Below are 11911 nucleotides of genomic sequence, written 5' to 3' on the forward strand. Positions count from 1 at the left end.
GTTCTGGCTTTCGGGGAAAGATCTTGCAGCGGCGCGTGATCCAGGGATGCGGGATGGCTTTGGCGATCACGGCACTGGCCGGCGTCGCCGAGGCGGAAGAATTTGTCCGTCATGACTGCCGGCCGAGCGTGCAGGCGACCGACGGCCTGAAGTTCGAGAATCCGGTCCATGCCCTGTGGTACCGGCGGTTCTGGACGGGAGCCTGTTCGGACCTCAGCCTGTGCATACCGGGCGCGCCCAACTGGAATGAGGTCGTCGGGCGGCTTCTGGTGAAGGGTGGTCCGTCCGAGCGCGTGGCCCTGTTGCCGAAAGCCTGCCGTCTGGGTCAGTTGGTCGGCATGGAATGGGCACGCGATCGGCGGATCAAGCGGATCAAGACCGACGACCTGCGGACCTTCTACAGCACCCTGGAAGCGTCCGGCGATACGTTGCGCGGGGTCGAGCAGGTCGAACTGCAGGCCCGCGCCATGATCGCCTCAAGGCGCTGAGCTAGCCGAACTTGTACCCGCACAGCTTGTTGCCATCCAGGTCGCGGAAATAGGCGAAATAGGCCCCCGGCATGCGTTCGCCCGGCCCGCCCTCATCGGTGGCCCCCAGTTCCAGGGCCTAGGCGTGGAGGGCCGCAACCTCTTCGGCACTGTCGAAACTGAATCCGCCCATGGTGCCGTTGCCGATACAGGCCGGCTGGCCGTCATAGGGACCCAGCACGCCGAACAGGCCCGTGCCCTTGCCGCGATATAGGCGTCCGCCCGAGGCGTGCTCGTGCACCGGGGTCATGCCGATCGAGCCCAGCAGGGCGTCATAGAAGGTCTTGGCTTCGTCCAGCCTGTTCGAGCCCACGGTGAAGTAAGCAACCTTGGCCATGTGTTTTCTCCCGTTTGTGTTTGCAGCGAAGCTAGCATGCAGCGTCCGGCCCGCAACGCTGACGCAGGGTGAGGTCTGGTCTGGATCCGTCAGGGGGCCTTGCGTCCAGGCCCCTCTGCCAACCGTAACTGGACCGGAATGCGCTCAGGCGCTCTGCCGGAAAGGGCGTCTTGGTGCGGCGACAATTGATGATGCTGGCGGGACTGGCAGCCGCGCTGGTCTGGATGGGGCCGGCCCTCGGCTACGAGCTGTCATCCAGGGCCCAGGCGGCCCTGGCCCGGGGCGAAGCCTATGCCGATGTGTCTGCCGATCCTGATGGCGTTTCCGGACTCGTTCGAGGGGTCGTGGACATCGATGCGCCGCCCGAGAAGGTCTGGGCCGTGATGACCGATTGCGCCATAGCCCGGAAGCTGATGGCCAATCTGGCCAGCTGCCGGGTTCTGTCCGGTGACCAGGTTCGCGGCTGGGACGTGCGAGAGCATGTAACCCACCGCAATCTGGTCTTTCCGGCCATGCGGATTGTCTTCCGCTCCGCCTATGAGCCGCAGAAGCGAATCCGCTTCCGATTGGTCGAGGGCGATCTGAAAATCCAGCAGGGTGAGTGGCGGCTGATGCCCTTGAGCGGCGGCACACGCACGCGGGTCTTCTATGACAACCGGCTGGCGGTCGACTGGCCGGTGCCCAGGGCCTTCATGCGTGACGCCCTGCGCAGGGATACGCCCAAGGTGCTGGGCAATCTGCGCAGGGCCTGCGAGGGAGCCTAGACGGCCCCGATGAACTTGATCAGGGCGGTCATGTTCTCGATATAACCGCCGGTCGAGATCCCGATCTTGGGCGTATCGGTGATGAACGGCGAGGTGTCGGTGGCGTCGCCCACCCGGGTCCGGCTGAAGTCGCCGGGCGCGGGGGTTGGCGAGCCGTCGCCGATATAGGGATTGCTGGTCGCCTTCAGTTCCGCCGGCCACCAGCCTTCGCTGTTGAGCGCAGCGATCAGGGCCGCGGCCTTCTCGGGCGAGGTCTGACCGGCGTCGGCCTTCAGGGTGTCGACGTTCAGGTCGGACACCGAGATGTCGCCTGTGGTGAAATAGCGGGGCAGGGCCTTGCGACCGCCCTTCAGCGGAGAGTCCTTGCTGGCGATCTCGGGCGCGGTGGCCTGCAGCTTCGCCAGACGTTTGCGCAGCCCCTCGACATTGACCGCCCGGGTCGAGGAGTAGTGAACCACGGTATTCTCGGGATTGTGGTCGGCGAAGTATCGGCCGTTGACCACATTGCTGCCGGTCCGATGGATGAACAGCGGCTTGCCTTCGCCGATCGAGATGAAGGTGGGATAGGCGCGGCCGCCCTTGATCTGGTCGGCCGGCAGTTTGACGCTGTCCAGCCAGTCCAGCGCCTCGCCCAGGCGGGCCAGGAACTTGGGATCACCGGTCAGTTCGTAGAAGTCCATGCACGAGGCGATGTTGCCGCCGGTGGTATGGGTGGCGAAGGCTTCGGGTTCATAGGTGCGCGCCCCGGCCGGCTTCAGGTCGGAAACCCTGTGCTGCAGGCCCCAGGCCGGTTGCGGCATCGGCTGCTGGCAGGCGAGGAAACAGTCCATGGCCTTGCGGATCGCGGGCAGCACGCGTTCGTCGCCCAGGGCCTGCCAGACCATGATCAGGAACTTGAGGTTTTCCCCGGCCACGTCGTCGTTGAAGGTGATGTAACCCGTGTAGTCGGCCCTGCCGTGGTGGTGGAACTCGTCCTTCAGAGGGAAGCGCTGGGGCCAGCCGCCGATCGGGTACTGGCTGTCCAGAACGAAGGCCAGGGCCTTGTCCAGGGCCGGCTTGAAGGCGGGGTCCTGCTTTTCGACATAGAGGCGTAGCAGGAACTGCGAGCTCTCGGCCGTACCGGCGTCGTCGAAGGTGGCATTGCCGTAATAGTGCTGGAATTCCTCGAGCCGCCAGCCGTTCTTGCCGATCGTGTCGTACCACTTTTTCAGCGAGGCCTCGCCGGCCAGGTCGCCCAGATAGTTCCAGCCGCCGGCCGGATGCTGGATGGCGATCAGGGCTTGGGCCGCCTTGACGGCGGCTTCGTAATAATAGGCATCGCCCGTCGCGTGATAGGCGTCCAGGAACAGGTGGCCCATTGTGGCGGTGCCGGGCGGCTGCACCCAGATCATGGTCGGGAACGCTTCCATTTCGCCCCAGCGACGCGAGAAGTCGGGCAGATAGCTCCAGACATAGCCGCCGTTATAGGCGGCCTTCTCGACCATGAAGCGCGTGGCCTTTTTCATCGTCTCAAGCGCCTGGGCCCGGGGCGGGCCCTCGGCGGCCAGGGCCTTCAGCGGTGCCAGGGAGCCTGCCGTCGCAAAAGCTGCCGCGGTGCTTGCCAGCAGGTGACGGCGCGAAAGGGGGCTAAGAGGCATGGGACGCTCCGAAAGGCGTTGAAGTCGAACCGTCCGGCAGTGCGTCAGAGTGCCGGGCGACGGCCGTTTGGCCGAGCGCGACGGGCGCTTCCTGGCGTCCTCCCGGACCGGACAGGCCGATCCCGCCACCTTTTGGTGGCAAAGTCTTGACCGCGTTTCTGACACCGGTGTCACGACTTGGCTAGGCTTTTCAGCGGACAGGAGCGGCGCAGGGCGAGGTCACGGGCCAGGCGAACATCGTGCGTCCAGCGGTCGCATGGTGCGTCTGTTCACATTCTGTAAATGTTTTCGCATGCCCACCCGGACGGAACATATCTTTGAAGCCGAGCGACTTGAGCGTCAGGCGGAGATCGCCGACAACGCGCATGCGCGCGCCGCCTTGCGTCGCATGGCCCAGGCTTCGCGCGGCGCGGCCGCCCTGGTCGGCATGATCGAGGCCAGCGAAGACAAAGTGGCCACAGCACGCCTCTGAGGCTGGTTGCCGGCGTCGCGCCGGACCTGGCAGACGGCTAATGCCCCTAGGGGGCCACACAAGCCGCTACGCAGGCGACGGCCAGGGCGTCGGTCGCATCGATCAGCGGCACGGCCAGATCTTCGCTGCTCAGCACCAGAGGGACTTCGGTACAGCCCGCAATAATGACCTGAGCCCCCTTGCCGATCAGCCGGTGGGCCAGGGCAGCCATGGCCTCGCGGGACGCTGGCCCGAGGTCACCCGACTTGATCCGGTAGAGCAGGGCCATGAACTCGATCTGTTCGTGATCATCCGGCGTGATGTCCTCCAGGCCCTGAGTGGAAAGGCGGTCGCGGTAGAGCCCGAGGGCCAGACCGGTGCCCAGCACCCCCACCTTGACGGCTCCAGCCGCCCTTGCAGCCTGGCCCGCGACCTCCAGCATGTCGATCAGCGGCAGGCCGCTGGCCCGGACCTGATCGGCGAAGGCATGGGCGGTGTTGCAGGCAATGGCCAGAACCTGGGCCCCGCCGTCCCTCAGTCCCGCGGCCATGGCGGCGAGGACCGGACCGGGATCGGCATCCCCGACATTGCGGTCGGGCACCTTGGGATTGATGTCGACCAGGACCCGCAGATGGTCCTGCTCGCGGCGGACGGGCGTGGCAGCCTGCAGCTTGGCCAGAAAGTCCAGGGTCGCTGCCGGACCCATACCGCCCAGAACGCCGAGTGTCTTGGTCATGCCGGCGCCAAGGCGGTGTCAAGCTGGCTATGGTAGCCAAACAGGCCCTGGGCACCGCCGGTGTGCAGGAACACAACGCGCTCGCCCTTGAAGGCACCCTTGCGGGCCTGGTCGATCAGGCCCTTCATCGCCTTGCCCGAATAGACGGGGTCCAGAAGCAGGCCCTCGGTTCGTGCGGCCAGGGTCAGGGCGTCGATCACGCCCTGATCGATCAGGCCATAGCCCTCGCCGACATAGTCGCAGTCGGCCACGACCATCTCGCGCGTCACTCGGCCGGCCGCGCCGAGGGTTTCGGCGGTGGCGACCGCCAGGTTGAAGACATTTTCTTCCTGCTTGGCCTTGGGGGCTCGTACCCCAAAGCCCAGGATCGGAACATCCACCGACAGGGCTGCAAAGCCGGCGACGAGGCCCGCATGGGTGCCGGCACTGCCGGTGGCGGTGACGAGGCGGTCGATCCTCAGAGCCCGCTCGTCAGCCTGGACGATCAGTTCGCGGGCGCAGTCGACATAGCCCAGGGCCCCGACGATATTGGAGCCACCGCCGGGGATGACATAGGGCTTGCCGCCCCTCTGCCGGACGGCCTCGGCCGAGGCTTCCAGCTCGGCGACCATGTCGGTTCCACCTGGGACGAAGCGGATCGCCGCACCCATCAGCCGGTCCAACAGGACATTGCCGTTGCCCACATAGTCCAGGGCCTTCGAGCCGGTACGCTCCTCCAGGATGATCTCGCTGGCCAGGCCGAAGCGGGCACCGGCGGCGATGGTCTGGCGAACATGGTTGGACTGCACCGCACCCTGGGTGACCAGGGTATCTGCCCCCTGGGCCAGGGCCTCACCGAGCAGGAATTCCAGCTTGCGGGTCTTGTTGCCGCCGCCGGCCAGGCCGGTGCAGTCGTCGCGCTTGACCCAGAGGTCGATACCCAGCTCTGCGCCCAGGCGGGGCAGGGGCTCGAGCGGCGTCGGCAGGTGGGCGAAGCGGGCGCGGGGGAAGCGGGCGAGATGCATCAGGCGATCCTTCGTCGAGTCGACGCCTGTGTTATCATGCCTTGTGCGTTCCGGGCGCGGCCTTGGCGGAAGCTAGCCGTCCAACCCAGGTCAGTTGTAATGGGCCCGGGCCTCAGCTTCAGCGTCGAGACGGGCACCAGCACGGGCCTCAGCCCTGGCGCGGGCCTCGGGATCACGCAGGCGGGATTTGATCAGTTCAACCAGTTCATAGGGCGGGGTTCGAATGCCCCCGGCCCCGCCGCGCTGGCTGCTCGTGTCGCGAAGGGACTCGAAATCATACCAGCCCTGCAGGGTCTGGCAGATCGGCTTCTGGATCCGCGTGCCGGTCGGAGTCTTGGTCAGGCAGATGACCCTGTTTGGTTCCTTGTCCAGCAAGTCGTTCAACTGCTGTTCAATGGCGTTGTCCGGAATGGTGGCTGAAATCGCTTTCGGCTTGGCACCGGCCTCGACCGTCACCGAGTCGACCACAGTCGGGCCTGCCTGCTGCAGCATTAGGGCGGCTATGAAGATCAGGCTCTGCATGTCTCGTTCCCGATGGCACCAGCACAGTCATGTCGTCATAGTGCGACCTGCCGACCGAGAATTCATCTTAAAATTGTGAAATGTTCCTGGTCGGCTTGGCATGACCAGGGGCATGGGTTCAGGCGTTAAACATGATATAGTCGACTCTGCGAGGAAGCGGCCCTGGCGCGCTTGGTCTGGCCTCAGGTTCAGACCCCACCGCGTCCGAAGGTTCGCCCGGCAAGGGAGGATGACATGAGCCCAAGAATTCTTATCGGCGCAGCGCTGCTGGTGACCGCGACCCTGGCAGGCGGTCCGGCGAGCGCCTCGACCCTGGTTCTGGGCGGCGGTGCCGCAAAGGACTGCTCGACCGCCGCCATTGACGGTCGTGCGGATCAGAAATCGGTCCTGACCTGCACGATCGCGCTCGAGACCGAGACTCTCAATTTCCGCGATCGGGCACGTACCTATGTGAACCGCGGCGTCCTGCAGCTGCGCCAACGCGATTTCGCCACGGCCCGCGAGGACTTTGACGCGGCGTCCAAAATTGATCCGGACCTTGGCGAAGCCTGGGTCAATCGCGGTGCCACCTTTGTCGGCGAGGAACGTTACAGCGACGCCCTCGGCGAGATCGACAAGGGTCTGGCGCTCGGCGTCAAGGATCCCGAGAAGGCCTGGTTCAATCGCGGCCTGGCCAATGAAGGACTGGGCGATCTGAAGTCGGCCTATCAGGACTATTCCAAGGCCGCCGAACTGGATCCGGCCTGGGATGCCCCGAAAAAGGAGCTGATGCGTTTCTCCGTCAAGAGACCCTGAGCGTCCTGAACCCTCCGGGACGGATCTAGCGACCCCGTCCGGAAACCAGGAGCGACCATGAGTCTCGCGCTGAACTGCACACTGGGCGGCTTGGCCTTGCTGGTTCTGGCCGGCGGGGCGAATGGCCAGGACGACCTGCGCGATCTGCGGACCGCCAATGCCGCCCAGCAGCAGGCTGACATCGATCGCCAGGCCGCCCTCGCGACCCAAAGGGAGATCGTGGCGAGGCAGGATCAGCTTCAGACGGCCCTGGTGCTGCGCGAACTCGGCGCGGCCCGTGCGTCGCCGCCGGCCCTGGCGGGTCCGGTCATGCCCTTGCCTGCACCCCTGCCAGCGATCGAACCGGATTCCCTGCAGCAGCAGATAGACCGGATGGAGCGTCTGACGCAGGATGCCTTGGCACGAAGCCAGGCGCAGGTCCGGGGTGTGCGTCCGGACAATCGTCCCTGACGCCGGGATCACTGACAGAGACAGGACCGGGACATGGAATGGAGAGGCGCGCGCCGCTCGGGCAATATCGAGGATCGGCGTGGTCTGGGCGGGGTCGGTGTCGCCGGGGGCGGGATCGGGGCCCTGGTGCTGGCGGCGATCGGCTATTTCGTGTTCGGTATCGATCCGCAGACCACGATGCAGGTCGCGCAGGATCTGCAGGGGCCGACCCAGCAACAGGTCGCCAAGGGCCAGGTCGGTGACGCGGACGGCCAGTTCGTGGACGCTATCGAGACCTCCAATGCCGAGGTCTGGGGCCCGATCTTTGCCGCCCAGGGCGCGGTCTACAGGCCGCCGGAGTCGGTGGTCCTCTATGACAATGCGACCCCCACCGGCTGCGGCACCGGCCAGTCGGCCATGGGGCCGTTCTATTGCCCTGCGGACCGTCGGGTTTATCTGGACCTGACCTTCTGGAACGAACTTGAGTCCCGCTTCGGTGCGAAGGGCGAGTTTGCCCGGGCCTATGTGATCAGCCATGAGATCGGCCACCATGTTCAGACCCTGCTGGGGACCTCGGAGGCTGCCCGCAGACTGGGCGCGAAGGGCGCTGAAAGCGGTTCGGTGCGACTGGAACTGCAGGCCGACTGCTATGCCGGCGTCTGGGCCGCGCGGGCCGCTGAGACCTCGAACGGCCAGATCGTGATCAACAGGGCCGACATCGAGGACGGCCTGGGCGCTGCGGCGGCGGTCGGCGACGACACCATCCAGTCTCGCAGCCAGGGACAGGTCGTGCCCGACAGTTTCACCCACGGCACCAGCGCCCAGCGCGTGCGGTGGTTTACCCGGGGCTATGAGCGCGGCGACCCGGCGGTGTGCGACACGTTTGCAGCGTCGCGGCTGTAACCCCCCTTCCTTCCCCGCAAGGGGAGAAGGAAGGGGACAACGACTCTTGACCCACACGTCAGTCGGCCTAGTGTCCGCCTGTTCACCGGGGGGCCGCTTCGCGCGGCTGAGATTGGGCGTCTGCCCTGACCCGTCGAACCTGATCCGGGTCATGCCGGCGAAGGGAGGGAACGCGGTCGGGGCTTACTGTCCGGCCGTTAGAACCGACTTAGCGCGCTTGTCCGGGTCTCCTTGATGCTTGAGGAGCGCCCGAAAATGAACGTCCAGACCACCATCAAGTCCGTCGCCGAGACCATCTCGACCGGCCCCATTCCCGGCTCGCGCAAGGTCTATAAGGCCGGCGAGCTGTTCCCAGACATCCGCGTGCCGTTCCGCGAGGTCGCCGTCCACCCCTCGGCCAATGAGCCGCCGGTGACGGTCTATGATCCGTCGGGCCCCTATAGCGATCCGACCGCTTCCATCGACATCGAGAAGGGCCTGGAGCGCTCGCGCGAGGCCTTCGTGCTGGCGCGTGGCGATGTCGAGGTGGTGGCCGAGCCCCGCGCCGTGAAGCCCGAGGACAACGGTTTTGCCCAGGGCAAGCATCTGGCTCCGCAGTTCCCCGCCGTGGGCCGCACCATCTATCGCGGCAAGCCGGGCCACCTGATCACGCAGTACGAATACGCCAATGCCGGCAAGATCACCGCCGAGATGGAATATGTCGCCATCCGCGAGAACCTGCGCCGCGAGCAGGACCGCCCGTGCGTGCGCGACGGCGACGATTTCGGCGCCTCGATCCCCGACTTCGTGACCCCCGAATTCGTGCGCCAGGAAGTGGCCCGCGGCCGCGCCATCATCCCGGCCAACATCAATCACGGCGAGCTGGAGCCGATGGCGATCGGCCGCAACTTCCTGGTCAAGATCAACGCCAATATCGGCAATTCGGCGGTGCTCTCCACCGTCGCCGACGAGGTCGACAAGCTGGTCTGGGCCACCCGCTGGGGTGCCGACACGGTCATGGACCTGTCGACCGGCCGCAACATCCACAACATCCGCGACTGGATCATCCGTAACTCGAGCGTCCCGATCGGCACCGTGCCGATCTACCAGGCGCTGGAGAAGGTCAACGGCGTGGCCGAGGACCTGAACTGGGAGGTCTTCCGCGATACCCTGATCGAGCAGGCCGAGCAGGGGGTGGACTATTTCACCATCCACGCCGGCGTGCGCCTGCCGTTCATTCCGATGACCGCCAAGCGCGTCACCGGCATCGTCTCACGCGGCGGCTCGATCATGGCCAAGTGGTGCCTGGCGCACCACAAGGAGAACTTCCTCTACGAGCGCTTCGACGAGATCTGCGAGATCATGCGCGCCTATGACGTGTCGTTCTCGCTGGGCGACGGCCTGCGTCCCGGCTCCACCGCCGACGCTAATGACGAGGCCCAGTTCTCCGAACTGCGTACCCTGGGCGAGCTGACCAAGGTGGCCTGGAGCAAGGGCGTGCAAGTGATGATCGAAGGGCCGGGCCACGTGGCCATGCACAAGATCAAGGCCAACATGGATGAGCAGCTGAAGCACTGCCACGAGGCCCCCTTCTATACCTTGGGCCCGTTGACCACGGATATTGCGCCTGGCTACGACCACATCACCTCGGCGATCGGGGCGGCGATGATCGGCTGGTTCGGCACGGCCATGCTCTGCTACGTCACGCCCAAGGAGCACCTGGGTCTGCCCGACCGCGACGACGTCAAGACTGGCGTCATCACCTACAAGCTGGCCGCCCACGCCGCCGATCTAGCCAAGGGTCACCCCGGCGCAGCCATGTGGGACGATGCCATCAGCCGGGCGCGGTTCGAGTTCCGCTGGGAAGACCAGTTCAACCTGGCGCTGGACCCCGAAACCGCCCGCAAGTTCCACGACGAGACCCTGCCCAAGGAGGCGCACAAGACCGCGCACTTCTGCTCGATGTGCGGGCCCAAGTTCTGCTCGATGAAGATCAGCCACGAGGTGCGGGAATTCGCCGCCGCTCAGGCCCCGAACGAAGCGGCGGCGCTTGGGATGGCGGAAATGAGCGAGAAGTTCCGCCAGCAGGGCTCGGAGATCTATCTGAAGACCGAATAGGCTGCGATTTGGCCGGGCGATCGCCATGCCGATCTGAAGCGTTGTCATTACAGGACCTCTGAAGGAGACCTGTGATGACAACGCGCCGTACCCTGCTGTCCGCGCTTCCCCTGGTCGGCGTCGCCAGTTGCGGTGATCGCCGTCTGAACCCTGCGGGGACCCAGCGGGCAGGCGGAACAGGTGCAAGGACCTCTTAAGGACTCGGGCGCAAACTTGTCCACAGGCTCGGCTTTCATGGGACATCATCGCCGGGCGGGAGGACGCCATGTCGTCGACCGTAACTTCGAGTTTCCGCCGCCGCGGCCTTGACCATTTCGAGCCCGAGGATGTCGATCCCCATGTTCAGCGCCGCCTGCGCGGCACACTGGAGCAGATCGACTACACGGCCTTTGCTTCGAACAAGGCCCTGATCGGCCAGGCCCTCGGCCACATCGACGCCTCCCATTTCCAGCATATGGCCGTCGCCGCCGCCCAGGCCCGTGCCCAATGGGTGGCGGCCGCTGTCGCCATGACCGAGACGTCGCACACCCCCCCACCGGACCAGATTCACAAGCTGGCCCAGATGCGAACGGCCTATGAGGAACTGGCTGAAGCCTATGAGGCCATGCGCCGGATGGTCGAGCGAGGCTATGTGAGTTTCAAGGCTGCACCCGCCTCAAGCTAGAGGTCTCGGAATTTTCGCCCGGATAATATAGACTCCTGATTTTATCCGGGTATAAAGGTGCCTCAGGAGGGTCCCATGAACGGACGCAAGGCGCTGCTGCGCGACTATCGCGACCGCAAGGTCGAGGCCGGAATCTATGCCGTACGCTGCATCGCCAGCGGTCAGGCCTGGGTCGGGGCCACGCCGGATCTGTCGACCCGCCAGGGCGGCCTCTGGTTCACCTTGCGACATGGCACCCATAGGGATCAGGCCCTGCAGGCGGCCTGGACAGCCCATGGCGAGGCGGCCTTTGCCTATGAGCCGCTGGATGTCCTGTCAGACGAAACCCTGGGGGTGCTTGGCCGCTCGTCCTGGCTGCAGGATCGCAAGGCTGTCTGGATCGAGCGCCTGGGTGCCCGGGGACTGAACCGATGAGCCATGTTGTTTTCCGCGGTGACGAGCAGATCGCCGCCGGTACGGCGCTTGAGGCCGCCCTGGCCGCCCAGCGCCTGTCTGGAGAGGATTCCGGTCCGCCGGTGCTGATCTTTGATGCCGAGGGCCGGCAGGTGGACTTCGATCTGCGGGGAGGGCCCGGCGATCTCGCCGCTCGCTTCGCCACGGTGGAAGAACCGGTGGTCGCGCGCGGGCGGGGACGTCCGAAACTCGGCGTCGCGGCGCGTGAGGTGACTCTTCTGCCGCGCCACTGGGCCTGGTTAGCCACCCAGCCGGGCGGTGCCTCGGTGACCCTGCGCAAGCTGGTCGAGGCGGCGAGCCGCGATAGTGCCGGACCGGACCGGATGCGACAGGCGCGCGAGGCGACCTATCGCTTCGCCACGGTCATGGCCGGTGACCGAGAGGGTTTCGAAGCGGCGATGCGCGCCCTGTTTGCCGGTGATCCCACGGGGTTCGAGGCCCGGATTTCAGCCTGGCCGGACGACATTCTGCGTCAAGTGCGGCAGTTTGCAGCCGAGGCCTTCGAGACGGCACCGCCGGGCTAGCGGGGGCGTTGCATCCGGCCGGGGTCCGCAAACGTTTCTTCCGGTGACCCGCCGCGCAAGAGACCCTG

Annotated in this window: 14 protein-coding genes, 1 pseudogene and 1 riboswitch; of the genes and pseudogenes, 10 read left to right on the forward strand and 5 right to left on the reverse strand. The window is 65.8% G+C overall.

Features of this window, described 5'->3' with window-relative positions; all coding sequences use genetic code 11:
- Window positions 1-53: 53 nt before the first annotated feature.
- A complete protein-coding gene (locus ACW17U_RS04770; protein WP_062147505.1) occupies window positions 54-488 on the forward strand; it encodes a hypothetical protein in 435 nt (144 codons plus the stop codon).
- 1 nt (window position 489) lies between these two features.
- Here ACW17U_RS04770 and ACW17U_RS04775 read toward each other — a convergent pair.
- Window positions 490-864, reverse strand: a pseudogene (locus ACW17U_RS04775) (VOC family protein).
- Between the two features lie 173 nt (window positions 865-1037).
- Between ACW17U_RS04775 and ACW17U_RS04780 the strand changes: the two are divergent.
- Complete coding sequence (locus ACW17U_RS04780) at window positions 1038-1628, forward strand: SRPBCC family protein (RefSeq protein ID WP_492055040.1); 591 nt, start codon at window positions 1038-1040, stop codon at window positions 1626-1628.
- Here the strand turns inward: ACW17U_RS04780 and ACW17U_RS04785 are convergent.
- Complete coding sequence (locus ACW17U_RS04785) at window positions 1625-3265, reverse strand: pectate lyase (protein WP_492055041.1); 1641 nt, start codon at window positions 3263-3265, stop codon at window positions 1625-1627. The two genes, ACW17U_RS04780 and ACW17U_RS04785, sit on opposite strands and share 4 nt — an antisense overlap.
- Window positions 3266-3557: 292 nt before the next feature.
- Here ACW17U_RS04785 and ACW17U_RS04790 point away from each other — a divergent pair, with 292 nt between their 5' ends.
- Window positions 3558-3737, forward strand: a complete 180-nt coding sequence (locus tag ACW17U_RS04790; protein ID WP_492055042.1) for a hypothetical protein — start codon at window positions 3558-3560, stop codon at window positions 3735-3737.
- 46 nt (window positions 3738-3783) lie between these two features.
- Here the strand turns inward: ACW17U_RS04790 and cuyB are convergent, their stop codons facing one another.
- From cuyB to ACW17U_RS04805, 3 genes are all read right to left on the reverse strand, one after another.
- On the reverse strand, window positions 3784-4452 hold the full coding sequence (cuyB, locus tag ACW17U_RS04795) for a cysteate racemase (protein WP_492055043.1): 669 nt from the start codon (window positions 4450-4452) through the stop codon (window positions 3784-3786).
- Window positions 4449-5456, reverse strand: coding sequence for a D-cysteate sulfo-lyase (gene cuyA, locus ACW17U_RS04800; protein WP_492055044.1), 1008 nt, complete (start codon window positions 5454-5456; stop codon window positions 4449-4451). Before cuyA ends, cuyB begins: the two co-directional genes overlap by 4 nt.
- 90 nt (window positions 5457-5546) lie before the next feature.
- On the reverse strand, window positions 5547-5978 hold the full coding sequence (locus tag ACW17U_RS04805) for a hypothetical protein (protein WP_492055045.1): 432 nt from the start codon (window positions 5976-5978) through the stop codon (window positions 5547-5549).
- A gap of 234 nt (window positions 5979-6212) precedes the next feature.
- Between ACW17U_RS04805 and ACW17U_RS04810 the strand changes: the two genes are divergently transcribed.
- The 7 genes from ACW17U_RS04810 (at window position 6213) to ACW17U_RS04840 (ending at window position 11843) form a co-directional block, all read left to right on the forward strand.
- Window positions 6213-6773, forward strand: a complete 561-nt coding sequence (locus ACW17U_RS04810; RefSeq protein ID WP_492055046.1) for a tetratricopeptide repeat protein — start codon at window positions 6213-6215, stop codon at window positions 6771-6773.
- Window positions 6774-6830: 57 nt separating this feature from the next.
- Complete coding sequence (locus ACW17U_RS04815) at window positions 6831-7223, forward strand: hypothetical protein (RefSeq protein ID WP_492055047.1); 393 nt, start codon at window positions 6831-6833, stop codon at window positions 7221-7223.
- 33 nt (window positions 7224-7256) lie between these two features.
- Entirely contained in the window at window positions 7257-8105 is an 849-nt protein-coding gene (gene ypfJ / locus ACW17U_RS04820) for a KPN_02809 family neutral zinc metallopeptidase (protein WP_062147476.1), read from the forward strand.
- 76 nt (window positions 8106-8181) lie between these two features.
- A riboswitch (TPP riboswitch) is annotated at window positions 8182-8288 on the forward strand.
- A 72-nt stretch (window positions 8289-8360) separates the two neighbouring features.
- Window positions 8361-10202 carry a phosphomethylpyrimidine synthase ThiC gene (thiC, locus tag ACW17U_RS04825; protein WP_492055048.1) on the forward strand — a complete coding sequence of 614 codons (1842 nt, stop codon included), beginning with the start codon at window positions 8361-8363 and terminating at the stop codon, window positions 10200-10202.
- Window positions 10203-10467: 265 nt separating this feature from the next.
- A complete protein-coding gene (locus ACW17U_RS04830; protein WP_492055049.1) occupies window positions 10468-10866 on the forward strand; it encodes a hypothetical protein in 399 nt (132 codons plus the stop codon).
- A 75-nt stretch (window positions 10867-10941) separates the two neighbouring features.
- Complete coding sequence (locus tag ACW17U_RS04835) at window positions 10942-11280, forward strand: GIY-YIG nuclease family protein (RefSeq protein WP_492055050.1); 339 nt, start codon at window positions 10942-10944, stop codon at window positions 11278-11280.
- Complete coding sequence (locus tag ACW17U_RS04840; RefSeq protein WP_492055051.1) at window positions 11277-11843, forward strand: DUF2239 family protein; 567 nt, start codon at window positions 11277-11279, stop codon at window positions 11841-11843. The genes ACW17U_RS04835 and ACW17U_RS04840 overlap by 4 nt, the downstream gene beginning before the upstream one ends.
- The last annotated feature ends 68 nt before the right edge of the window (window positions 11844-11911 follow it).

This window comes from Caulobacter sp. AVps16 (genome assembly GCF_058681455.1).

What these genes read in the sequence shown, in the direction of transcription:
- ACW17U_RS04785 (WP_492055041.1), bottom strand. Translation starts at nt 3,265, where the DNA reads ATGCCTCTTAGCCCCCTTTCGCGCCGTCACCTGCTGGCAAGCACCGCG.
- ACW17U_RS04830 (WP_492055049.1), top strand. Translation starts at nt 10,468, where the DNA reads ATGTCGTCGACCGTAACTTCGAGTTTCCGCCGCCGCGGCCTTGACCAT.
- ACW17U_RS04810 (WP_492055046.1), top strand. Translation starts at nt 6,213, where the DNA reads ATGAGCCCAAGAATTCTTATCGGCGCAGCGCTGCTGGTGACCGCGACC.
- ACW17U_RS04805 (WP_492055045.1), bottom strand. Translation starts at nt 5,978, where the DNA reads ATGCAGAGCCTGATCTTCATAGCCGCCCTAATGCTGCAGCAGGCAGGC.
- cuyB (WP_492055043.1), bottom strand. Translation starts at nt 4,452, where the DNA reads ATGACCAAGACACTCGGCGTTCTGGGCGGTATGGGTCCGGCAGCGACC.
- ACW17U_RS04840 (WP_492055051.1), top strand. Translation starts at nt 11,277, where the DNA reads ATGAGCCATGTTGTTTTCCGCGGTGACGAGCAGATCGCCGCCGGTACG.
- thiC (WP_492055048.1), top strand. Translation starts at nt 8,361, where the DNA reads ATGAACGTCCAGACCACCATCAAGTCCGTCGCCGAGACCATCTCGACC.
- ACW17U_RS04815 (WP_492055047.1), top strand. Translation starts at nt 6,831, where the DNA reads ATGAGTCTCGCGCTGAACTGCACACTGGGCGGCTTGGCCTTGCTGGTT.
- ypfJ (WP_062147476.1), top strand. Translation starts at nt 7,257, where the DNA reads ATGGAATGGAGAGGCGCGCGCCGCTCGGGCAATATCGAGGATCGGCGT.
- ACW17U_RS04835 (WP_492055050.1), top strand. Translation starts at nt 10,942, where the DNA reads ATGAACGGACGCAAGGCGCTGCTGCGCGACTATCGCGACCGCAAGGTC.
- ACW17U_RS04770 (WP_062147505.1), top strand. Translation starts at nt 54, where the DNA reads ATGGCTTTGGCGATCACGGCACTGGCCGGCGTCGCCGAGGCGGAAGAA.
- cuyA (WP_492055044.1), bottom strand. Translation starts at nt 5,456, where the DNA reads ATGCATCTCGCCCGCTTCCCCCGCGCCCGCTTCGCCCACCTGCCGACG.
- ACW17U_RS04790 (WP_492055042.1), top strand. Translation starts at nt 3,558, where the DNA reads ATGCCCACCCGGACGGAACATATCTTTGAAGCCGAGCGACTTGAGCGT.